The sequence below is a fragment of the Microbacterium sp. Root180 genome, assembly GCF_001428485.1.
Classification (GTDB): Bacteria; Actinomycetota; Actinomycetes; order Actinomycetales; family Microbacteriaceae; genus Microbacterium.
The window spans coordinates 1,306,933-1,327,767 of sequence record NZ_LMHS01000003.1; the positions used below are offsets into that span (position 1 = coordinate 1,306,933).

22 protein-coding genes are annotated in these 20,835 nt (G+C 69.8%); 10 read left to right on the forward strand and 12 right to left on the reverse strand.

All coding sequences use genetic code 11. The features are described from left to right. Positions 1–392: 392 nt before the first annotated feature. Positions 393–584, forward strand: a complete 192-nt coding sequence (locus tag ASD93_RS13630; RefSeq protein ID WP_056123616.1) for a hypothetical protein — start codon at positions 393–395, stop codon at positions 582–584. A 38-nt stretch (positions 585–622) separates the two neighbouring features. On the opposite strand, the gene argG is transcribed toward ASD93_RS13630, so the two are convergent. After that, positions 623–2,065, reverse strand: a complete 1,443-nt coding sequence (gene argG, locus ASD93_RS13635; protein ID WP_056123618.1) for an argininosuccinate synthase — start codon at positions 2,063–2,065, stop codon at positions 623–625. Between the two features lie 150 nt (positions 2,066–2,215). On the opposite strand from argG, the gene ASD93_RS13640 reads away from it, so the two are divergent. Next, a complete protein-coding gene (locus tag ASD93_RS13640; protein WP_082569334.1) occupies positions 2,216–3,514 on the forward strand; it encodes a DUF1214 domain-containing protein in 1,299 nt (432 codons plus the stop codon). Positions 3,515–3,555: 41 nt separating this feature from the next. Here the strand turns inward: ASD93_RS13640 and ASD93_RS13645 are convergent, their stop codons facing one another. Further along, positions 3,556–4,326 (reverse strand): Pr6Pr family membrane protein, encoded by a 771-nt coding sequence (locus tag ASD93_RS13645; RefSeq protein WP_235566961.1) that lies wholly within the window; start codon positions 4,324–4,326, stop codon positions 3,556–3,558. A 59-nt stretch (positions 4,327–4,385) separates the two neighbouring features. Next, a complete protein-coding gene (locus ASD93_RS13650) occupies positions 4,386–4,661 on the reverse strand; it encodes a hypothetical protein (protein ID WP_056123621.1) in 276 nt (91 codons plus the stop codon). Between the two features lie 84 nt (positions 4,662–4,745). Here ASD93_RS13650 and ASD93_RS13655 point away from each other — a divergent pair, with 84 nt between their 5' ends. Both ASD93_RS13655 and ASD93_RS13660 read left to right on the forward strand, forming a co-directional pair. Then, entirely contained in the window at positions 4,746–6,032 is a 1,287-nt protein-coding gene (locus tag ASD93_RS13655; RefSeq protein WP_056123625.1) for an adenylosuccinate synthase, read from the forward strand. Positions 6,033–6,035: 3 nt separating this feature from the next. Continuing rightward, the gene (locus tag ASD93_RS13660) at positions 6,036–7,196 is read left to right on the forward strand and encodes a lactonase family protein (RefSeq protein ID WP_056123627.1); all 1,161 of its coding nucleotides are present in this window, start codon (positions 6,036–6,038) and stop codon (positions 7,194–7,196) included. Positions 7,197–7,360: 164 nt separating this feature from the next. Here ASD93_RS13660 and ASD93_RS13665 read toward each other — a convergent pair whose 3' ends face one another. Further along, positions 7,361–8,569 (reverse strand): AI-2E family transporter, encoded by a 1,209-nt coding sequence (locus tag ASD93_RS13665; protein ID WP_056123630.1) that lies wholly within the window; start codon positions 8,567–8,569, stop codon positions 7,361–7,363. A 131-nt stretch (positions 8,570–8,700) separates the two neighbouring features. Between ASD93_RS13665 and ASD93_RS13670 the strand changes: the two genes are divergently transcribed. Continuing rightward, complete coding sequence (locus ASD93_RS13670) at positions 8,701–8,994, forward strand: chorismate mutase (RefSeq protein ID WP_056123633.1); 294 nt, start codon at positions 8,701–8,703, stop codon at positions 8,992–8,994. A 60-nt stretch (positions 8,995–9,054) separates the two neighbouring features. On the opposite strand, the gene ASD93_RS13675 is transcribed toward ASD93_RS13670, so the two are convergent. From ASD93_RS13675 to ASD93_RS13685, 3 genes are read right to left on the reverse strand one after another with little or no spacing between them, the layout of a single operon-like run. Then, the gene (locus tag ASD93_RS13675; protein WP_056123637.1) at positions 9,055–9,741 is read right to left on the reverse strand and encodes a hypothetical protein; all 687 of its coding nucleotides are present in this window, start codon (positions 9,739–9,741) and stop codon (positions 9,055–9,057) included. Continuing rightward, complete coding sequence (locus ASD93_RS13680) at positions 9,738–10,652, reverse strand: ABC transporter ATP-binding protein (RefSeq protein ID WP_056123640.1); 915 nt, start codon at positions 10,650–10,652, stop codon at positions 9,738–9,740. The genes ASD93_RS13675 and ASD93_RS13680 overlap by 4 nt, the downstream gene beginning before the upstream one ends. Beyond that, positions 10,649–11,041 carry a GntR family transcriptional regulator gene (locus ASD93_RS13685; protein ID WP_056123643.1) on the reverse strand — a complete coding sequence of 131 codons (393 nt, stop codon included), beginning with the start codon at positions 11,039–11,041 and terminating at the stop codon, positions 10,649–10,651. Before ASD93_RS13685 ends, ASD93_RS13680 begins: the two co-directional genes overlap by 4 nt. Before the next feature lie 55 nt (positions 11,042–11,096). Between ASD93_RS13685 and ASD93_RS13690 the strand changes: the two genes are divergently transcribed. Further along, the gene (locus ASD93_RS13690) at positions 11,097–12,014 is read left to right on the forward strand and encodes a patatin-like phospholipase family protein (RefSeq protein WP_082569335.1); all 918 of its coding nucleotides are present in this window, start codon (positions 11,097–11,099) and stop codon (positions 12,012–12,014) included. Beyond that, positions 12,011–13,066, forward strand: coding sequence for a 1-acyl-sn-glycerol-3-phosphate acyltransferase (locus ASD93_RS13695; protein ID WP_056123649.1), 1,056 nt, complete (start codon positions 12,011–12,013; stop codon positions 13,064–13,066). The genes ASD93_RS13690 and ASD93_RS13695 overlap by 4 nt, the downstream gene beginning before the upstream one ends. A 10-nt stretch (positions 13,067–13,076) precedes the next feature. Here ASD93_RS13695 and ASD93_RS13700 read toward each other — a convergent pair whose 3' ends face one another. The 5 genes from ASD93_RS13700 to ASD93_RS13715 all read right to left on the reverse strand — a co-directional run bounded on the left by ASD93_RS13700 (position 13,077) and on the right by ASD93_RS13715 (position 18,432). Beyond that, complete coding sequence (locus tag ASD93_RS13700) at positions 13,077–13,976, reverse strand: hypothetical protein (RefSeq protein WP_056123651.1); 900 nt, start codon at positions 13,974–13,976, stop codon at positions 13,077–13,079. Between the two features lie 66 nt (positions 13,977–14,042). After that, the gene (locus tag ASD93_RS13705; protein ID WP_056123654.1) at positions 14,043–14,846 is read right to left on the reverse strand and encodes a hypothetical protein; all 804 of its coding nucleotides are present in this window, start codon (positions 14,844–14,846) and stop codon (positions 14,043–14,045) included. 154 nt (positions 14,847–15,000) lie between these two features. After that, positions 15,001–15,138 (reverse strand): hypothetical protein, encoded by a 138-nt coding sequence (locus ASD93_RS16050; RefSeq protein ID WP_200950697.1) that lies wholly within the window; start codon positions 15,136–15,138, stop codon positions 15,001–15,003. Positions 15,139–15,231: 93 nt separating this feature from the next. Next, positions 15,232–17,565, reverse strand: a complete 2,334-nt coding sequence (purL, locus tag ASD93_RS13710; RefSeq protein WP_056123656.1) for a phosphoribosylformylglycinamidine synthase subunit PurL — start codon at positions 17,563–17,565, stop codon at positions 15,232–15,234. A gap of 168 nt (positions 17,566–17,733) precedes the next feature. Beyond that, entirely contained in the window at positions 17,734–18,432 is a 699-nt protein-coding gene (locus tag ASD93_RS13715; RefSeq protein ID WP_056123658.1) for an alpha/beta fold hydrolase, read from the reverse strand. A gap of 135 nt (positions 18,433–18,567) precedes the next feature. Here ASD93_RS13715 and ASD93_RS13720 point away from each other — a divergent pair, with 135 nt between their 5' ends. From ASD93_RS13720 to ASD93_RS13730, 3 genes are read left to right on the forward strand one after another with little or no spacing between them, the layout of a single operon-like run. Beyond that, on the forward strand, positions 18,568–18,960 hold the full coding sequence (locus ASD93_RS13720) for an ArsR/SmtB family transcription factor (protein WP_056123660.1): 393 nt from the start codon (positions 18,568–18,570) through the stop codon (positions 18,958–18,960). Position 18,961: 1 nt separating this feature from the next. Beyond that, the gene (locus ASD93_RS13725; RefSeq protein WP_056123663.1) at positions 18,962–19,942 is read left to right on the forward strand and encodes an SRPBCC family protein; all 981 of its coding nucleotides are present in this window, start codon (positions 18,962–18,964) and stop codon (positions 19,940–19,942) included. Further along, positions 19,939–20,817: an alpha/beta fold hydrolase gene (locus tag ASD93_RS13730; protein WP_056123665.1), complete on the forward strand. Its 879-nt coding sequence runs from the start codon at positions 19,939–19,941 to the stop codon at positions 20,815–20,817. The genes ASD93_RS13725 and ASD93_RS13730 overlap by 4 nt, the downstream gene beginning before the upstream one ends. Positions 20,818–20,835 lie beyond the last annotated feature (18 nt).

Sequence of the window (20,835 nt, forward strand, 5' to 3'; positions counted from 1 at the left end):
GGGTGGAACGCCGTGTCGTGCACGGCGAGACCCCGGTTCCGCGCGTTTCGGGTCGCGCGCACCGTCTGGAATCGTAACCCGGGTCGGGCGGGGCGGCGAATGCCGCGCAGGGATCCGGGGAGGGCGGGACACCCGGTGCCGGCGGATGGGGCGCCACTTCTCCGGATTTCGCCACTTCTCCGGAGGAATCCGGATGCTGCGCTCCGGCGAACCGCCGAACTCCGGAGAACTGGCGCACGCGATTGCCGGGCCGGTTATCCACAAGAGGAAAGAAGCCGCGTGTTTTGCCGGTGCGAGTGCTATCGTCTGACGGGTCGGGCCGTGCTTTCCTCAGCGGAGTCGAGCATCCTCGTCCGCCCCGTCGGCGAAGAACGATCGGAGACTCTCCAGGCATGAAACGCGAACGGCTCCGCAAGCGCGCAACCCGTGTCGTGCTTCTGCTCCTCGTCGCGGGTGTCGTCGCGGCCGTGTTCCTCCTGCAGGGGAACCCGTTGCAACCCACGGTCCTGCTCGGCATGTTCGCGGGCTGCGCGATTGCGCTCTACCTGATCGAGGTGTGGGCTCGCACCGGCAGGATCACATAGGCCGCACAGACGTGCCGACTGAGCCGGGCCCGTGCGGCTCAGTCGGTGCCGGCGTCGTACATCGCCGATTCGGATGCCGCTTCGATGGCCTCGTCGAGGGCCTCGGTCGCGGCATCCGGCGTGACGGCACGCTCGGTGATCTCGTCGGACTCGCCTGCGGTCACGCGGCCGACGAGCTCGCCCGCGGCTCCGCCGATGATGCCCGCTGCGGCGTAGTGCTCGAGGCGGGCGCGCGAGTCGGCGATGTCGAGGTTGCGCATCGTGAGCTGGCCGATGCGATCGGTGGGCCCGAACGCGGCGTCGCCGACGCGCTCCATCGACAGCTTCTCGGGGTGGTACGACAGGCCGGGGCCGGACGTGTCGAGGATCGTGTAGTCCTCGCCGCGGCGAAGCCGCAGGGTGACCGAGCCGGTGATGGTCGAACCCACCCACTTCTGGATCGACTCGCGCAGCATGAGCGACTGCGGCTCCAGCCAGCGGCCCTCGTACATGAGGCGCCCGAGGCGGCGGCCCTGCTCGTGGTACGTCGCGAGCGTGTCTTCGTTCAGGATGCCGTTGACGAGGCGCTCGTAGGCGGTGAAGAGCAGCGCCAGTCCCGGCGCCTCGTAGATGCCGCGCGACTTGGCCTCGATGATGCGGTTCTCGATCTGGTCGCTCATGCCCAGGCCGTGGCGGCCGCCGATGCGGTTCGCCTCGAAGACGAGCTCGACCGGGTCGGAGTATTCGACGCCGTTGAGCGCGACCGGACGACCGGCCTCGAAGGTCACCGTCACGTCTTCGGGCTCGATCGCGACCGACGCATCCCAGAATCGCACGCCCATGATCGGCTCGACGGTCTCCAGTGACACGTTCAGGTGCTCGAGGGTCTTCGCCTCGTGCGTCGCGCCCCAGATGTTCGCGTCGGTCGAGTACGCCTTCTCGACGGAGTCGCGGTACGGGAAGCCGTGTTCGACGAGCCACTCGCTCATCTCCTTGCGGCCGCCGAGCTCGGTGACGAAGTCGGCGTCGAGCCACGGCTTGTAGATGCGCAGGGCGGGGTTGGCCAGCAGACCGTAGCGGTAGAACCGCTCGATGTCGTTGCCCTTGTAGGTGGAGCCGTCGCCCCAGATGTCGACGCCGTCCTCCTTCATGGCACGCACGAGGAGCGTGCCCGTGACCGCGCGCCCGAGCGGCGTGGTGTTGAAGTAGGTGCGGCCGCCGGAGCGGATGTGGAACGCGCCGCAGGCGAGGGCGCCGAAGCCCTCTTCGACGAGGGCGGGCTTGCAGTCGACGATCCGCGCGAGTTCGGCGCCGTACTGCAGCGCGCGGTCGGGGATCGCGTCGATGTCGTCTTCGTCGGGCTGTCCGAGGTCACCGGTGTAGGTGCAGGGGACGGCGCCCTTGTCGCGCATCCACGCCACGGCGACCGATGTGTCCAGTCCTCCGGAGAAGGCGATGCCGACGCGCTCGCCGATGGGCAGGGACTGAAGGACCTTCGACATGGGCCCAGTCTATTCGGGGCCTCCGCCGAGCGTTCCGCTGTGACGGCGCGCGGCCGCCGGGTCACCGTCGGCAGGGACACCGGGCGAAGGCGGTGTCCGGTATGACCGCGTCGAATGGCGCGGGAGCGGGGCGTGGGCCAGAGTGTACGCATGAGCATTCACGTGAACGCCGACAACTTCGTGCGCGCGGAAACGGACCGCATGTTCGCGGACATCCAGCGCGACGCGGGCGGCGTGAACACCTTCCGCCACAATCGCGAGCCCGCGGCGATCGAGGCGCAGACGGTGATCCGGCTCAACCGGGACACCCTGTACAGCTTCGCGGTGGTGGATCTGTCGGAGGGCGCGACCCTCGTCGTTCCCGAGGCGGGCGAGCGCTATCTCTCCGTCATGCTCCTCGACCAGGGGCATTTCGTCCGCGCCGTGCTCCACGGTGGCGGCACCCACGACCTCTCGGAGCTGGCACCCGGCGCCGACTACCTCCTCGTCGCCGTCCGGACGCTCGTGGACCCGTCCGACCCGTCCGACATCGCCGAAGTCGCTCGGCTCCAGGACGCGATCGAGCTCGACGCAGCATCCGCCCGTCCGTACGAGATGCCCGACTACGACATCGCCTCGCTCGATGCCACCCGGACGGCCCTGCTCGGCCTCGCCGCCGGACTGCGCGGCTTCGACCGCACGTTCGGAGCGCCGGACGAGGTCGACGAGGTGCGCCACCTCATCGGCACCGCCGCCGGGTGGGGCGGGCTTCCCATCTCCGAGGCGTCGTACGTCGGCGTCGACCCGCAGCAGCCGGTCGGCTTCTACGACCTCACGATGCAGGACGTCCCGGTGGACGCCTTCTGGTCCGTCTCGGTCTACAACGCGGCCGGATACTTCGAGCCCAACGCCGAGAACCGCTACACCGTCAACAGCGTGACCGGCGTGCGCGACGAGGACGGCACGATCACCGTCCACTTCACTCCGGCGGGCGAGGCGACGCTGCCCAACAGCATCCCCGTCCCCGAGGGCTGGAACTACCTCGTGCGCCTCTATCGCCCGCGCCCCGAGTTCCTCGACGGCTCGTGGCAGGTGCCCGACCTCATCCGCCGCACCGATCTGCGCGCCGCGGACGATGTCGCCGAGCCGGTGGAGGCGACGCCGGATGCTGGGTCCGGCGTGCCCCGGGAGGCGGAGACTCCCGTGGAGGACGCGTCCGGCACGGTGTCCGACGCAGCCGCACCGGCGGAGCGCGACGAGCCCGCACCCGACGAAGAGCCCGCACCCGACGAAGAGCCCGCAGCGGACGACGAGCCCGCTGGGATCGCGGCGCCGGAGCCGATCGAGGCGCCGGCGGACGAAGAGGCACAGGCGGAGGCATCCGCTCCCGCTTCCGGTGAATGGGCGGCGCCCGCGACCGAGGACGGGTCCGGCGAGCGCGACCTCGACGACCTCAGCAAACTTCCCTAGGCGGCACGACGGCGCAAAGCCGCGCCGCGCCGCGCTGAGCGTCAGCGGTCGTCGGCCTCGGCCTCGCGCGCCTCTTCCCACTCCGCTTCGACGTGGTCGCCCGTCATGTGATCGAGCTCGCGTTCGGCGCCGACCCGACGTCCCCACCACACCACCAGCGAGGCGACGACGAGGAAGGTGAGTGCGATGACGACGATCCAGAACACGACCGATCCCCAACCGCCCTCGTTGTTCGGGTTGAGGAACGGGTAGGGGTACCAGAACTGCTCGCCCGAGACCGGGTTCGTCACGAACGGTCCGCGCAACATCGTATAGAGGACCCACAGGATCGGGAAGGCGATGACCGCCCACACCGCACGCCACGGGAGCGCCCGCCGGAGCGGACCGACGAAGAGGTCGGCGAGCAGGAAGAGCGGCCCGATCAGATGCAGAATCTCGTTCGACCACGGGATCGGCTCGCTGCCCTGCGGCAGCTCGATTCCGCGCAGCAGCGCGTTGTAGACGATGCCCGTGATGACCATGTACGTCGTGATGCACGCCAGCGACAGGGCGAGCGCGGGCGGCTCGGCGACCGCGTGCCGGCCGCGGGTGAAGAACCACAGCGCCGCCCACGTGAGCACGATCGCCGACAGCGCGTTGGAGAGGATCGTGAAGAAGCTGAAGAAGTTGACGAACGTGGTTCCCACGTCGCGGCCGAGATCGGCCGCGGTCGTGAGCGATGCCGCGAGCTGCGCCACGATCGCGGCGACGATGAGCGCCGCCATCGCGAGGCGCATGATCGACCAGGTACGGGCCCATGCCTTCGTCTGCATGCGGCCACCCTATCGGCGGCGAGGGATGTCGCGGCGAGGAAATGTCGTCTCGCGAAAAGTCAGGCCTGGGGGTACGTGCCACCCGAGTAGCCGCGCGGTGGCTTGTACTTCTTCGGCATCCGCGCCGGCATGCCGGCGTGCTGCCAGCGCGTGACGTCCATGCCGGCGTGACGCACTGCGAGCCGGATGAGCCAATAGACGCCGACGACCACGACGACCGTGACCGCGGCGTACATGACGACGCCGAATCCGGCGAGCACGGCCAGCGCGATGAAGGAGTCCGGGTCCGGTGAGGTGTACGACCCAGCCGGGATCACCGCGTGCATCAGGTCCATTCCGCCACAGTAGTGGCGGCATCACCGCGCGACGGGACCCCCGATAGGATGGGGTGTAACCGTCCGATAACGGGGGAGTAGCCCATGCCAGGCATCGTGATCGTCGGAGTCCAATGGGGAGACGAGGGCAAGGGCAAGGCCACCGATCTCCTGGGTGAGCGCACCGATTGGGTCGTCAAGTTCAACGGCGGCAACAACGCGGGTCACACGGTCGTGATCGGCGACGAGAAGTACGCGCTGCACCTGCTGCCCTCCGGCATCCTGTCCCCCGGCGTCAACGCGGTCATCGGCAACGGCGTGGTCGTCGATCTCGAGGTGCTCTTCTACGAGCTCGAGGCTCTCCACGCCCGCGGCGTCGACACCTCGCGCCTCAAGATCAGCGCCAACGCGCACATCATCACGCAGTACCACCGCACGCTGGACAAGGTCACCGAGCGCTTCCTCGGCAAGCGCCAGATCGGAACAACCGGTCGCGGCATCGGCCCGGCCTACGCGGACAAGATCAACCGCGTCGGCATCCGCGTGCAGGATCTCTTCGACGAGAACATCCTCCGCCAGAAGGTCGAGGGCGCACTCGACCAGAAGAACCACCTCCTCGTGAAGGTGTTCAACCGCCGCGCGATCACGTGCGACGAGGTCGTCGAGGATCTCCTGTCGTACGCCGACCGGCTGCGTCCCATGGTGGCCGACACCGGCCTGATGCTCAACGAGGCGCTCGACGCGGGAGAGGTCGTCGTCTTCGAGGGCGGCCAGGCGACGATGCTCGACGTCGATCACGGCACCTACCCGTTCGTGACGTCGTCGTCGGCAACGGCCGGCGGCGCCGCGACCGGCGCCGGTGTGGGACCGAACCGCCTCGATCGCATCGTCGGCATCGTGAAGGCGTACACGACGCGCGTCGGATCGGGGCCGTTCCCGACGGAGCTCTTCGACGAGAACGGCGAGTTCCTCCGCTCCCGCGGCTTCGAGTTCGGCACGACCACGGGGCGGCCGCGCCGCGTCGGCTGGTACGACGCGCCCATCACGCGCTACGCCACGCGCATCAACGGCATCACCGACCTCGTGCTGACCAAGCTCGACATCCTCACCGGTCTCGACGAGATCCCGGTGTGCGTCGCGTACGACGTCGACGGCGAGCGGTTCGACGAGGTGCCGGTGAACCAGTCGGACTTCCACCACGCCCGGCCGATCCTCGAGTACTTCCCCGGCTGGAAGCAGGACATCTCGACGGCGCGCACCTTCGATGAGCTCCCGATCGAGGCGCAGGACTACGTGCTGGCGCTCGAGGCGATGAGCGGAACGCGCATCTCGGTCATCGGCGTGGGTGCGTCCCGCGATGCCGTGATCGTGCGGCACGACCTCGTCGACTGACCGGTGAGGCTCCTGCTGGGCGGGTACACCGCCGATATGGAGGGCTCCGCGAGCGGGATCGGGATGCTGCTCGCCGGCGCCGCCGATGAGGGTTCGGCCGGCGGCGCGCTCGCGTTCGCCGGGGCGGTCGCCGCCGCGGATTCGCCGTCGTGGATCGCGCAGCATCCGACGCTCGACGTCGTCTACGCGACGCTCGAGCATCGCGGCGCCGTGCAGGCGTTCGCACGGACCGGCGAGGCGTCCTTCGTCCGGCTCGGCGATGCCGTCGATGCCGGTGAGGCGGTCTGCCACGTGGCGGTGGCGCCCGACGGCGGGTCGCTGATCGCCGCGTGCTGGGGCGACGGCCGCGTGGTGCGGATGAGCCTCGACGCGACCGGCCGCCCGCACTCTCCGGTGATCGCCCCGGTGTCGATCGATCCGTACGGGCCGGGCGCCGAGGCCCCGGTGGCCGGCGATCTCGACCTCGCTGCCGCCGCGCGTGCCCTGCGCGCCGCGGCCGGAGAGGAGTACGCGCACCTCGTGCCCGACCTCGACCCGGTGGCCGAGAGACCGGGCGAGGCATCCGCTCGTCCGTCGCGTGCGCACCAGACGCAGTTCCTGCCCGGCGGCGTCGTCGCGACCACCGATCTGGGCCATGACCTCGTGCGGTTCTGGCACGCGGGGCCGAACGGGCTTCGAGCAGCCCAGCAGGTCACCCTGCCGCGGGGAAGCGGCCCGCGGCACATGGTCCATCACCCGAGCGGCCACCTCTTCGTCGTGACCGAGTACTCGTGCGAAGTCTTCGTGCTCGGCGCCGCAGCCGACGGATCGTGGCGGATCGTCGGCGGGGTCCCGCTCGGACCGGGGACGCTGCCCGGCGACTCCGCTGCCGAGCTCGCGGCCTCACGCGACGGCGAGTTCCTCTACGCCGGGGTGCGCGGCAGCAACACGATCGCGACCCTTCGCGTGCGAGGAGCGGGGGACGCGCTCGCCCCGGTGGCCCTCGTGGACTCCGGCGTGGACTGGCCGCGGCATCACCTGGTGGTGCGCGACACGCTCCTCGTCGCCGGCCAGCGCTCCGACGACGTCGTCTCGCTCACGCTCGACCTGCGCACCGGCGTTCCCGGTCGTGTGCGGCACCGCACCGCGGCGCCGTCGCCGACCTGCGTGATGCCGCTCGCCTGATCCGGCGCGCGGTTCCCGTCCCGTCCGGCCCCCATCCCGTCCGGCTCCCATCTCGTCCGGTCCTGTTCGGTTGTGCGGGCGTATGCATGCGGCACGCCCCGCGGACGCGTGCTTCTTCCCGCACAATCGGCCGGGTGCGGGGGCGGGGGGCCGGGCTTGCGGGGCTAGACCTTGGCGTCCTGCTTCTTGAAGAAGACCTGTTTGATGATCAGCAGGATCGAGGCCGTCACCGGGATGGCGACCAGTGCGCCGATGAAGCCGAGCAGCGTGCCACCGATCAGCGCGCCGATCACCACGAGCGATCCGGGGATCTCGATCGCCCGGTTCATCACCTTCGGGGTCAGCACGTACGCCTCGATCTGGATGTAGATCAGGTAGCAGATCGAGAAGATCAGGGCAGCGATCGGGTTGGTGAAGAGGGCGATCACCGTGGCCGTGATCCAGTACAGCACGGGACCGATCAACGGGATGATCGTGATGCAGAAAGCGAGGACACCCATCAGCAGCGGATACGGCAGCTGGAGCACCGCGTGCAGGATCGTCGCGATGACGGAGTTGAAGAACGCCAGGATGACCATGCCCATCAGGTAGCCGCCGACCGAGTCGGTGATCTGGTCGGTCATCGCGCGCACCGACACGCGCTTGCGCGCCGGCGCGAACTGCATCATGGAGTCCTTGATGCCGGGGAGCGAGGCCACGAAGTACAGGGTGAGGACGACGATGATCAGTCCGCCGGAGATGGCGGTGGCGATCCCCGCGCCGACCTTCAGCAGGCCGCCGGAGATGGCCGCGATGTTCGACGGGTTGGTGATGAACTTCTCGATCTCGTCGACCAGGGTCGTGAGCCCGGTCCCGAAGATCCCCTCGAGCCAGTGGTAGAAGTCCGACTTCTCGAAGTTGGAGATGGTGTCGGGGATGCCGGTGATGAACTGACTGATCTGCTGGATGAGCGTCGGAACGACCAGCCACAAGAGGCCCGCGGCGATGATGGCGCCCGTGAGGAAGATGATGGCGATCGCCCAGCCGCGCTTGACACCGTGCTTGCCGAGCCACTTGATCACCGGGTCCAGCCCGAGCGCGGCGAAGGCCGCCAGTCCGATGTAGATGAGGATCGTCGAGATGTTGGTCAGGGCGATGCCCAGCAGCAGCGCGACCAGTCCGCCGAGCGTCAGCAGCAGGCCGACGGTGAACGGATGGTTGAGGTTCGTCCAGAACGTCTTCGACGCCGGCGCCTCGCCGGAGAGGACGGCGACCTCATCGGGCACGGCGGTCCGAGGGGCGGGCGCAGCATCCGTTCCCGCAACCGGATCGACTGCCCGCGAGGCGAGCGCCTCGGAGTCGGTGGGACCCTGCGGAGTGGTGGCGTCGGTCATGCGTCACACTCTAGAACCGCGCCCGCGACGGCGACGAGCGCACGCGGCCGAATTCACCCACTGCGGGCGATAGCTCGCGCGACGGGCGTCATGCGGCCGCTCGGGTATCGTCGGAGGCCGAGGAGGTTGCCATGACCGAGGACCCGACCACGACGCTGACCCGTCTTCGCAGCAGCATCGACAACATCGACGCGTCCCTCGTCTACCTTCTCGCCGAGCGCTTCAAGGCCACCAAGCAGGTCGGGCACCTCAAAGCAGAGCACGGGATGCCCGCCTCCGACCCCGCTCGCGAGGAGCAGCAGGTCGCGCGGCTGCGCCGCCTCGCGGAAGAGGCCGATCTCGATCCGGCGTTCGCCGAGAAGTGGTTCAACTTCGTCGTCGGCGAAGTCATCCGCCACCACACCGAGGCGGCCGACAGCCGCTGACTGACGGATGCCCCGGCCCGGCACAGTGAGGCGCCGGGACGAGGCATCCGCCGCGCCTTCTCAGGGCGTGGTGCGCCGCAGCGTGAGGTACGAGATGACGGTGAGCACCGCAGCGACCCCGACTCCGCACAGGGTGATTCCGAGGACCCCGTTGACCCCGATCCACTCCCCGACCGCTCCCCACGCATCGAGGCGCCCCACGAGCCACATCGCACCGACCAGCAGCACGCCGATCCCGACGAGGAGGGTGACGAGCACGACCGTGCCGAACCGCTTGTACAGGATCGCGCACCACATGCCGAGGATGAAGAGCAGCATCGCGAGCACGAAGTAGCTCAGCCCGGCGACGGCGGCGCCCTGATCCCACACCCACGGGAGGTAGAAGAACAGCCCGTTGATCCCCCACCCGTCGGTCGCGAGCTCGATCAGTCCGCCGACGACGAAGATCGCCGCCAGGATGCCGCTCGTGAGCGCCGCTGTGAGCAGCGTGCCGAGGAAGTACTCGCGCCGGGTGACGCTCATCGCCTGCGAGAACGGGAACGTGTACGCGAAGGCCATGACGCCGACGGCGACGAAGTACCACAGCGGCCCCTGCGATCCGCCGCTGTACTTGGTCGCCCCCGGTGGCAGCATCGCCCAGATCAGCAGCGTGACGAGGAATGCGCCGCCCAGGATGATGAGCGGGATCCAGATGAAGGTCTGCCGGTTCACCAGCTGCATGCGAACGACGTTGAGCGTGCGGCTCATCGCAGGACTCCTTCCTCGAGCGGGGACGCATCGGATGCCCCCCCGGCGTGCTGGGTGGTGCGGACGATGAGCTGCTGCAGGGACACGGGCCCGGCCTCGAGTCCGGCCGCCGTCAGCTGCTCGCGGTCTGCGGACGTGAGCGTCCCGACGACCGTGACGGACGACACGCGACCCAGGCTCTCGCGATGGATGACCTCGCGGCCCTTCACGAACGCTTCGACGGCGGCCGAGTCGCCGATGATGTTCGCGGCGCGGTCGCGGACAGCATCCGTCTCCTCGTCCATGATGATGCGGCCGCGGTCGATCACGAGCACCCGCTCGATGAGGTTCGAGACCTCGTCGATCAGGTGGCTCGAGAGGATCACAGTGCGCGGGTGCGCGGTGTAGTCCTCGAGCATCCGGTCGTAGAAGATCTGCCGCGCGACCGCGTCCAGGCCGAGGTAGGGCTCGTCGAAGAACGTGATCTCGGCGCGGGATGCCAGACCGATGACCACGCCGACGGCGGAGAGCTGACCGCGGGAGAGCTTCTTGATGCGCCGGTTCATCGGCAACTGGAAGTCCTGGATCAACCGGTCGGCGAGTTCCTGGCTCCAGTTCGGGAAGAAGAGGCTCGCGATCTTGAACGCGTGCCGCGGCTTCGCGTCGTCGGGATACTTCTGGCTCTCGCGCACGAAGCACATGCGCGCGAGCACCTTGGCGTTCTCGTAGGGGTTCTCTCCGAACACGCGCACGTCCCCGCGGGTGGCGAAGTTCTGCGCGGTCAGGATCGACATGACGGTCGTCTTGCCGGCGCCGTTGCGGCCGAGCAGGCCGTAGATGGTGTCCTTCTCGATCGTGAAGCTCACGTCGTCCACGGCGAGGGTCTCGCGGTAGCGCTTGGTGAGGCCTTCGACCTCGATCACGGCGGTCATCGGGCGTCTCCTTCGGTGGTGGGCGCGACGGCGGAGAGAGCGCGGTCGCGGATGAGGGCGGACAGGTCCTCCGCGCCGAGGCCGAGCGTGCGGGCCTCGGCCAGGAGAGGGTCGATGTATCGGTCGGCGAAGGCGGCGCGGCGCTCGTCGAGCAGTCGCCGGCGCGCACCCGGCGCGACGAACATGCCGATTCCGCGCCGCTTGTACAGCACGTCCTTGTCCACGAGCATGGCGACCCCCTTCGCAGCGGTGGCGGGGTTGATGCGGTAGAAGGCGGCGAGCTCGTTGGTGGACGGCGCCTGGCTCTCCTCGGCGAGGCTTCCGTCGACGATAGAGTCCTCCACGCTCTCGGCGATCTGGAGGAACAGCGCCCTGCCTTCTTCGATCACACCGACCCGCTTCCTTGGTTAGTTACTCGACTAAGTAACCATAGAACCGGATGCCATGCAATACCCACCCGGATCGGACTGGCGCGCGGAGCGCCGGCCCCGCGAAGATGAGTCGACGGAGGAGGTGCGGGTGGAGCATCCGGTCGCATTCGTGCTCGGCGGCGGCGGCGTGCGCGGAGCCGTCGAGATCGGCATGCTGCAGGCGCTGCTGGAGCGCGGCATCCGTCCGGATCTCGTGGTCGGCACGTCGATCGGCGCCATCAACGGCGCCCTCGTCGCCCACGACCCGACGCCCCGCGTGGTCGTCGCGCTCGAAGAGGCGTGGATGTCGCCCGAGGCGGGCGCCGTCTACGGCGACTCGATCGCCGCGCAGCTGACGCGCCTCGTGAAGACGAAGACGCACCTCAACTCCCCGGCCCCGCTGCGCCGGCTGCTGGAGCGCGCGCTCGGCGCCGACACCCGCTTCGAGGACCTCGCCGTGCCGCTGCGCGTGGTCGCGGCGAGCATCGAGCGCGCTGCCGAGCGCGTGTTCGACTCCGGTCCGCTCATCCCCGCCATCCTCGCGTCGGCTTCGGTGCCCGGACTGCTGCCGCCGACCCGCATCGACGGCGAGCACTACATCGACGGCGGCATCGTGAACTCCATCCCGATCGAGCAGGCGATCGCCGTCGGCGCCCGCACGGTGTTCGTGCTGCAGGTCGGCCGCGTCGAGTCGCCGCTGGTCGCACCGCGCACGGCAGTCGAGACGGCCCGCGTCGCGTTCGAAGTCGCCCGGCGTCATCGCTTCGCTCGGGACCTCGAGACGCTTCCGGAGGGTGTCGCGCTGCATGTGCTGCCCAGCGGGGGAGCGCTCGCCGGAGACGACTCCCTGCGGTCCTATCGCCGCATGGACACCGTGCGCACGCGCGTCGCGCAGGCGCGCGAGGCGAGCGCCGTGTTCCTCGCCGACCGCGGGATCGGAGACGCCGCATGAGGGTCCCGCCGACCTGGGTGCGCCGGATCCTGCTGGCGCCGCTCGTGATCGTGGCCGCGCTGGTCATGCTCGTCCTCACGCCGGTGTGGCTCCTGGTCGCCATCGCGCTCACGTCGCTCGTTCCCGGTCGGTTCCGGCTGCCGCGCGTGCTGTGGCTGGTCACGGTCTACCTGCTGTGGGATGCCGCGCTCGTCATCGTCCTGTTCGTGCTCTGGATCGCCTCGGGCTTCGGCTGGGCACTGCGATCGCCGGCGTTCGTGCGCGCGCACTATCGTGTCGGCGCCGCCGCGCTGCGCCTGCTCTTCCGGGTGTTCGGCGGAGTCCTGCGCCTCGAGATCGTCACCACGGCGGGCGAGGGCGAGTCTTTCGAGCAGATGCTGGAGCCCGGGGTTCCGCTCGTGGTGGCCTCGCGCCACGGAGGCCCGGGCGATTCGTTCATCCTCATCCACACCCTGCTCAACAGTGCGCATCGCGAACCGCGCATCGTGCTGAAGGACACGCTGCAATGGGATCCGGCCATCGATGTGCTGCTGAGCCGCATCCCCGCCAGTTTCATCACTCCGACGGGCTTCGGGAAGCAGGTCGCGGGAGGCGGGTCACGCGTCGAGCAGTCCATCGCCGCCCTCGCAGAGGGGCTCGACCCAGACGACGCGCTCGTGATCTTCCCCGAGGGCGGTCAGGTGTCGGCCCGCCGGCGCCAGTCGCGCATCGAGCGGTTCCGGGCGACAGGACGCGCGGACCTCGCCGAGCGCGCGGAGGGGCTGCGCCATGTCATGCCCCCGCAGCCCGGCGGTGTGCACGCCGCTCTGGCGACGGCCGCCGGCGCCGACATGGTCTTCATCGGGCACACCGGACTCGACCAGCTGATCACGATCGGCGACATCTGGCGCGAGCTGCCGATGGACAAGCGCATCACGATGCGGGCATGGCGGGTGGCCGCCGCCGAGATCCCCGAGGACCGCGACGCGCAGGCCGAATGGCTGTTCTCGTGGTTCGAGCGCATCGACGCGTGGATCGACGCCGAGCGGGCGGCGTCCGCCGCCGAGAGCTGAGTGCGACGCGTCAGGGGTGCGACTTCGGGCGGATGACGCGCCCCGGCGCGGGGTCGGCCTGCGGGCGTGCGGGGATCGGCCAGGGGGCGGGCGTCGGCGCAGCGGCGTTCGGCGCGGCCGGCGGTGTCGTCGATACCGGCCGGGGTGCGGCATCCGGAGCAGTCGCGGTGGATGCGCTCGGCGGAAGCTCCAGGGCGACCTTCGTCTCTAGGACTTCGATGGCTTCGTCGGAGAGCGAGATGAGGCCGTCGAGCTCCTGACGCACGCGGCGGTACGCGAGCTGTCGCTCGGCGGGCGTCGCCGCCTGGTCGATCGCCACGGAGAGGAGCTGCTTCGCGGTGTCGAGGCGCTTGCGCTCCACCTCCGAGAACGAGGAGTCCTTGATGCGGCGCGCATCGCGCTCGGCCACGTCGAAGGCGACCTCGAAGTCGGCGACCGCGTTGCGGTACTCGGCGAGCTGGTCCTTCGACAGGCGTGCCTTCGCCGAGGCGGGCCGCAGCCCGTCGGCGATGCGCTTCGCGCGCAGGAAGGCGGCGGTCAGCGGCTGCCGACCGTCGCTCATGGCCGGGAACGCGATGATCTTGGCGACGTCGAGCTCGTAGTCGAGCCAGCGGGCCGTGACGGCGTCGTGGGCGGCGAACAGGCGCTCGAGCTGGGTGCCCGTGGGCACCGGAGCCGTCTTCGGGGCGACGATCGGCTGCTGTCCGGTGGCGGGGCTGCCGGCGATCGGAACCGGCGCCGTGCCGCGCGAAGCCGCCTTTAGCTCCGCCTTGGCGTGCAGCACTTCGAGCCGACGCTTGTGGCGTCGGCGTGCGCCGCGCTCCCAGGCACCACCGGCGGCGCTCGTCACCGCGAGGGCGGGGAAGATCAGCCACCAGTACTGGCCCAGGAACGTGAAGATCTGGTCCACCCTGTCATGCTAACCGTCGCGCGGCGGCCGATGTCGGGCTCGCGGCGGGCTGACAGGGTGCGGCTGTCAGCGGGCGGCGGAATCCGGCGGCTTCGGAGTGAACCGGCGGGGCAGGACCACCGCCGACCTCAGTCCTTCGAGCACCGGGATCGCCGCGTCGATCACATCGGCCACCGAACCCAACACGCCGGCCACACCGCCCTGCGGCGTACGCGGCGCACCCGGCACGCCCGCCTGGTGCTCCGCCTCCACGAGAGCGGCGTCGAGGTCGGCCACCGCCGTGCGGTAGGCGACGAACTGGGCGGGCGCCACGCGCCGCCCCGCCGTCGGCCGCACGAACTGCGCCTCGCGCTGAGCGCGCAGGAAGGCGACGGTCGCCGGATGCCGCGAGTCGGTCACCGCGGGATAGGCCAGCGCCTTGTCGATGTCGGTCTCATACGACAGCCAGCGTGCGTTCACGGCGTCATGCATGGCGTAAAGGCGCTCGATCGGCAGAGGCTCGGCCGTCGACTGTGCGCGGTACTGGGCGTACGACGACTTCACGCGTGCGCGACTCGCTCGGAGCGCGAACGACGCCGACTTCTCGGCCTCCCGGGCCGAACTCAGCGCGCGCTTGGTCTGAATGGGCGACGCCGAGACGCCCGACCGTGCCCGCGCGGCGAGCACGTCCGCCTGCGCGGTGCGCACCTGCGCCTTCGCCGCGACGAGCGCACGGTAGGCCTGGCTCTCCTCGTGGCGGGCAGCGTCGAGCTCGAGCCGTCGCGCGCGGCGACGGCCGGTGGTCAGTGCGCCGTATGCGCCGGCCCCCGCCGCGACGGTGGCCGGAGCGACCCACCACCAGCCCGCGATGATCAGGAGAATCGGCTCCACCCTGTCATGGTAGCCGCGGTGCCCGGGGCGGGCACGGGTCTGAGGCGAACGCTCAGCCGGATCGAGTGCGACGACGAGCGCAGCCCGCCGCCGTGTATCGAGATCCGCCGGATCGAGTGCGACGACGAGCGCAGCCCGCCGCCGTGTATCGAGATCAGCCGAAGATGAGGGCGAAGACGGTGGCTCCGCCGCCGACGAGGATGAGGGAGACGATCGTCACCCAGGCGACCACCTTGATGCGCTTCTGCCGCGTATCGTTCATCCCGCTGTATTCGTCGTCTTCGGCTGCCATGGTTCACATCCTAGCTCGCGGGTTCGGGGCGCTCCCGGTCCGTTGGGGCGTGCGAATCGCGCCCCGACGGACGACGCGCGCCCCGAACCCAGGTCAGGCGGTGCGCTCGGCGACGATGGGGCCGAACGCGGCGGGCAGGGTCGCGGTCGACAGGTCGCGCAGCTCCGCGAGCGGCAGGGTGAACAGGCCCTGCACCTCGAGCGCGGGGTCGTCGCCGTCGGCGGCTCCGTCGGTGACGCCGATGCGCAGCACGGGGTAGCCCCGTCCCTCGCACAGACCGCGGAACTTCACGTCGTCCTCGCGCGGGACCGAGACGATCACGCGGCCGGTGGACTCCGAGAACAGGGCGGTGGCGGCATCCACCCCATCGCGCTCCTGGATCTCGTTCAGCCACACACGCGCGCCGACGCCGAACCGCATCACGCCCTCGGCGAGAGCCTGAGCGAGCCCGCCCGACGACAGGTCGTGCGCCGACGAGACGAGCGACTGCTGCGACGCGGCGTGGATGAGCTCGGCGAGCTTGCGCTCCTGGCCGAGGTCGACGGCCGGCGGGCGTCCGCCGAGGTGGCCGTGGATGGTTCCCGCCCACTGCGAGCCGCTGAGCTCGGTGGAGGTGACACCGAGCAGGTAGATGTTCTCGCCCGCGTCCTGCCATCCCGAGGGGATGCGGCGTGCGACATCGTCGATGATCCCGAGCACGCCGACCACCGGCGTCGGGAAGATCGGCTGGTCACCGGTCTGGTTGTAGAACGAGACGTTGCCGCCGGTGACGGGAACGCCGAGCTCGAGGCATCCGTCCGACAGTCCGTCCACGGTCTGCGAGAACTGCCACATCACCTCGGGGTTCTCCGGCGACCCGAAGTTGAGGCAGTCGGTGACCGCCGTCGGCACCGCGCCGGTCACGGCGACGTTGCGGTATGCCTCGGCGAGGGCGAGTTTGGCTCCCTGGTAGGGGTCGAGCTGGCAGTAGCGGCCGTTGCAGTCGGTCGCGATCGCGAAGCCGAGCCCCGACTGCTCGTCGACGCGGATCATGCCGGCATCGTCGGGGAAGGACAGGGCGGTGTTGCCCATGACGTAGTAGTCGTACTGATTGGTGACCCACGACGTGTCGGCGAGGTTCGGGCTCGCGACGAGCTGCATGAACTGGCGGCGGAGCGTGTCGGGGTCGACATCGCGCGGCAGGGCCGACGCCGAGTCGTCGCGGAGCGCGTCGATCCAGGTCGGGTAGGCGACGGGTCGCTCGTACACCGGGCCGTCCACGGCGACCGTCGACGGGTCGACGTTCACGATCTCCTCGCCGTGCCAGAAGATCTGCAGACGGCCGTCGCCGGTGACCTCGCCGAGGACGCTGGTCTCGACATCCCACTTGCCCACCACGGCGAGGAAGGCGTCGAGCTTCTCGGGCGCGACGATCGCCATCATGCGCTCCTGGCTCTCGCTCATGAGGATCTCCTCCGGCGTGAGCGTGGGGTCGCGCAGCAGCACGTTCTCGAGGTCGACGCGCATGCCCGAGCCCCCGTTCGCGGCCAGCTCGGAGGTCGCGCACGAGATGCCCGCGGCGCCGAGGTCCTGGATCGCCTCGACGAGCTCGTCCTTGTAGAGCTCGAGGCAGCACTCGATGAGCACCTTCTCGGCGAACGGGTCGCCGACCTGGACGGCGGGTCGCTTGGTCGGGCCCCCATCGGCGAAGGTGTCGGAGGCGAGGATGGATGCTCCGCCGATGCCGTCGCCGCCGGTGCGGGCGCCGAACAGCACGACCTTGTTGCCCGCGCCGGTGGCGTTGGCGAGCTTGAGGTCCTCGTGACGCAGGACGCCGACCGCGAGGGCGTTGACGAGCGGGTTGCCCTGGTAGACCGCGTCGAACACGGTCTCGCCGCCGATGTTGGGCAGGCCGAGGCAGTTGCCGTAGAACGAGATGCCGCTCACGACGCCGTGCACCACGCGGGCGGTGTCGGGGTTGTCGATGGCGCCGAAGCGCAGCTGGTCCATGACGGCGACTGGCCGGGCGCCCATCGAGATGATGTCGCGCACGATGCCGCCGACGCCGGTCGCGGCGCCCTGGAACGGCTCGATGTAGCTGGGGTGGTTGTGCGACTCGACCTTGAACGTGACGGCCCAGCCCTCGCCGATGTCGACGACGCCGGCGTTCTGGCCCATGCCGACCATGAGCCGTTCCTTCATCTCGTCGGAGACCTTCTCACCGAACTTGCGGAGGTAGATCTTGCTCGACTTGTAGGAGCAGTGCTCCGACCACATGACGGAGTACATCGCCAGCTCGCCCGACGTGGGGCGGCGGCCGAGGATCTCGCGGATCTTCTCGTACTCGTCGGGCTTGAGTCCGAGCGCCGCGTACGGCTGCTCCTTCTCGGGCGTGGCCTCGGCGTTCGCGACGGTGTCGGCCAGGGCCTTCGGGGAGGGGGTGGTCACGCGGCTCAGCTCCAGGATTTCGAGGGACGCCGGACCGTCCCAGTCTAGTTGTGCCGCGCGTGCCGGAACGGCAGTGAGGTGACGCGCTCGGGTCACCCCTTCGCGCGTGCGGGGGCGAGGGTCGGCTCGCATCTGCGCGGCGAGCCGACCCCGGCCGGCAGTGCGGGCTCAGCGGCTGCTGTTGAGGGATGCCTTCACGATCACGTCGGCGACCGTGTCGGCTTGCGTGATGAACAGGGCGTGGCTGCCGGGCACGTTGGTGATGTCGGCTCCGATGCGGCTGGCCATGTGCTGCAGCATCGCCTGGTCGAACGCCTTGTCCTCGGTGGCGATGACGGCCCAGCTCGGCTTGTCGCGCCACGCGGCCGCGCCGACGACGGTGCCGAAGACGGCCATGTCGACGGGGACCTGGCTGTCCGCCAGGAAGGCGGCATCCGCCTCGCTGACGTCGGCGGCGAACCCGGCGTGGAACGCGTCGTGGTTGAGGTAGCCGTATCCGTCGGCTCCGATGTCGATGACGAACTCGGGGGTCGGTGCGAATCCCTCGTACTGCTGCGCGGTCGTCTCGCCGGCGTCGGGCGCGAGAGCCGACACGTAGACGAGGCCGGCGACCCGCGGGTGCACGCCCGCTTCGGTGATGACGGTGCCGCCCCACGAGTGGCCGACGAGGATGGCAGGACCGTCCTGGAGGTCGAGGACCCGGGTGGTCGCGGCGACGTCGGCCTCGAGCGAGGTGAGCGGGTTCTGCACGATCGAGACGCGGTACCCGCGCGCCGTCAGCAGGTCGTGGACCCGGCGCCACCCGGACCCGTCTGCGAATGCCCCGTGCACGAGGACGACGTTCTTGATCGGTTCGGTGGTTGTCATGACTCTTCCTTTCCAGATCCGCTCGGTGGAGCCGGGCGGTTGTTGAGAGGTCCAACGCCTGCGATACGCAATATATTGCATGCGGACCGAAGAAGGGGTTGACGGATGCTGTGGCACGTCGTAACGTACAACCAAATGGTTGTACGAAACGAGCTGAGCGATGACGAGATCGACCGCGTGTTCCACGCACTGGCGGCAGCCACGCGGCGCGACATCCTGCGCCGCGCCATCGAGACGGAGCACTCCGTGTCGGCACTGGCCCGCGACTACGACATGTCGTTCGCCGCGGTCCAGAAGCACGTCGCCGTGCTCGAGGCGGCCGGACTCATCGTCAAGCGGGCCGAAGGCCGCGAGCGGCTCGTCCGAGCGGATCCGGCGATGATCGCCCGGGCCCGCGCCCTGCTCGCGCGCTACGAGGAACTGTGGCGAGCGCGCATCGACCGCCTCGACGCGCTGCTGGCCGAGCCCGCCGGCGGCACCCCCGACATCCCCCACGACAACGACAACACCGATACCCAAGGAGCATGAGATGCCCGTCACCGATGTCACGACCGACCCCGAAGCCCTCACCTTCACGCTGACGGCGGAGTTCGCCGCTTCGGTGGAGCGCCTGTGGCAGGCCTTCACCGAGCCGCGACAGCTGGAGCGATTCTGGGGACCTCCCGGGTATCCCGCGACCTTCACCGAGTTCGACCTGACAGCCGGCGGTCGGGCGAGGTACCACATGACCGGCCCGAAGGGCGAGGAGTTCCACGGAGTGTGGGAGTTCCTCGAGATCGACGATCCGCGCAGTTTCAGCGCGCTCGACTCCTTCGCCGATCAGGACGGCGCCGTGGTCGCAGACCTGCCCACCTCGCGCATGGTGTTCGCGTTCGATGAGACTCCGACCGGTTCGCGTCTGGTCAACACGACGTACTTCGAGACGGCCGAGGCTCTCGAGAAGGTCGTGGCGATGGGCATGGTCGAGGGCTCGACGATGGCGATCAACCAGCTGGACCGCGTGCTCGCCGGGCTTCGCGAGTACGCCGCCGGCAAGGGCACGCAGACCGAGATCCTCGACGACACCCACGTGCGCATCACGCGGCTTGTCGAGGGACCGATCGAGCTCGTCTGGCGCGCCCACCAGGAGCCCGAGCTGCTCAAGAAGTGGATGCTCGGCCCCGACGGGTGGCGGCTCGCCGTGGCCGAGGTCGACCCGGCGGTCGGCGGTCGCTACCGCTACGAGTGGGAACCGGTCGGCGGTGCGGACGGTCAGGCCTTCGGATTCGATGGCGAGACGCTGCTGTCGGAGGCGCCTCACCGGGCCGTGACGACGGAGCACATGACGGGCACCGACTTCCCGTCGACGCTGAACGATCTGAACCTCGAGGAGGAGGACGGCGCCACCCTCATCACGCTCCTGATCGAGTATCCCGACAAGGAGACGCGCGACATGGTGCTCGCCACCGGCATGACAGACGGCATGGAGGCCAGCTATGCCCGGCTCGAGCGGACGCTGGTGTCGGCATGACGGGGAACATCACCGAGCGCACCCGCACCACCCACGTCGTGGGCGAAGGCGACGACGCGATCACCTACGACGTCCACGGCGACCTCGCCACGGCGACCGCCCAGAGGCCGGCGCTGTTCCTCTTCGCCGCGCCCATGGACGCGTCGGGGCTCGAGACACTGGCCGGCTTCTTCGGCGATCGTCCCGTCGTGACCTACGACCCGCGTGGAGCCGGTCGCAACCCTCTCGGGACGAGAGACATCACGGTCGAGCAGCACGCCGATGATCTGCACCGAGTGATCCAGGCGCTCGGCGCCGGGCCGGTGGACGCCTTCGGGTCCAGCGGCGGGGCGGTCAACCTGCTCGGCCTGCTCGCCGCCCATCCGGACGACGTGCGGATCGCCGTCGTGCACGAGCCGCCGCTCGCCGCCGGCCTCCCCGATCGCGACGCGGTGCTCGCCGTGGTCGCCGACATGAAACGCACGTACGCGGACCAGGGCGATGGCGCGGCGATGGCGAAGTTCATCCCGTTCGTGATGCTCGACGGGCCCGTGCCCGACGACTACCTCGAGCAGCCCGCCCCGGACCCGGCCATGTTCGGGATGTCGGCTGCCGACGACGGCACGCGGACGAATCCGCTGCTGCGCAACATGCCCGCGACCATCGAGTACGCCATCGACGTCGAGTCCCTGCGCCGTTTGGGCGATCGCCTCGTCGTCGCGGCGGGTGTCGAGTCCGGCGACACGTTCGCGGCGCGCGGCGCACGCTCGGTCGCCGCGGAGCTGGGAGTCCCGGTGACCGACTTCCCGAGCCATCACGGCGGCTTCACGGAGCAGCCTGGCTACCCCAGCGATCCGGCGGGATTCGCCGCCCGCCTGCGCGAAGTCCTCGGCTGATCGCCGAGGCCCCGAGGG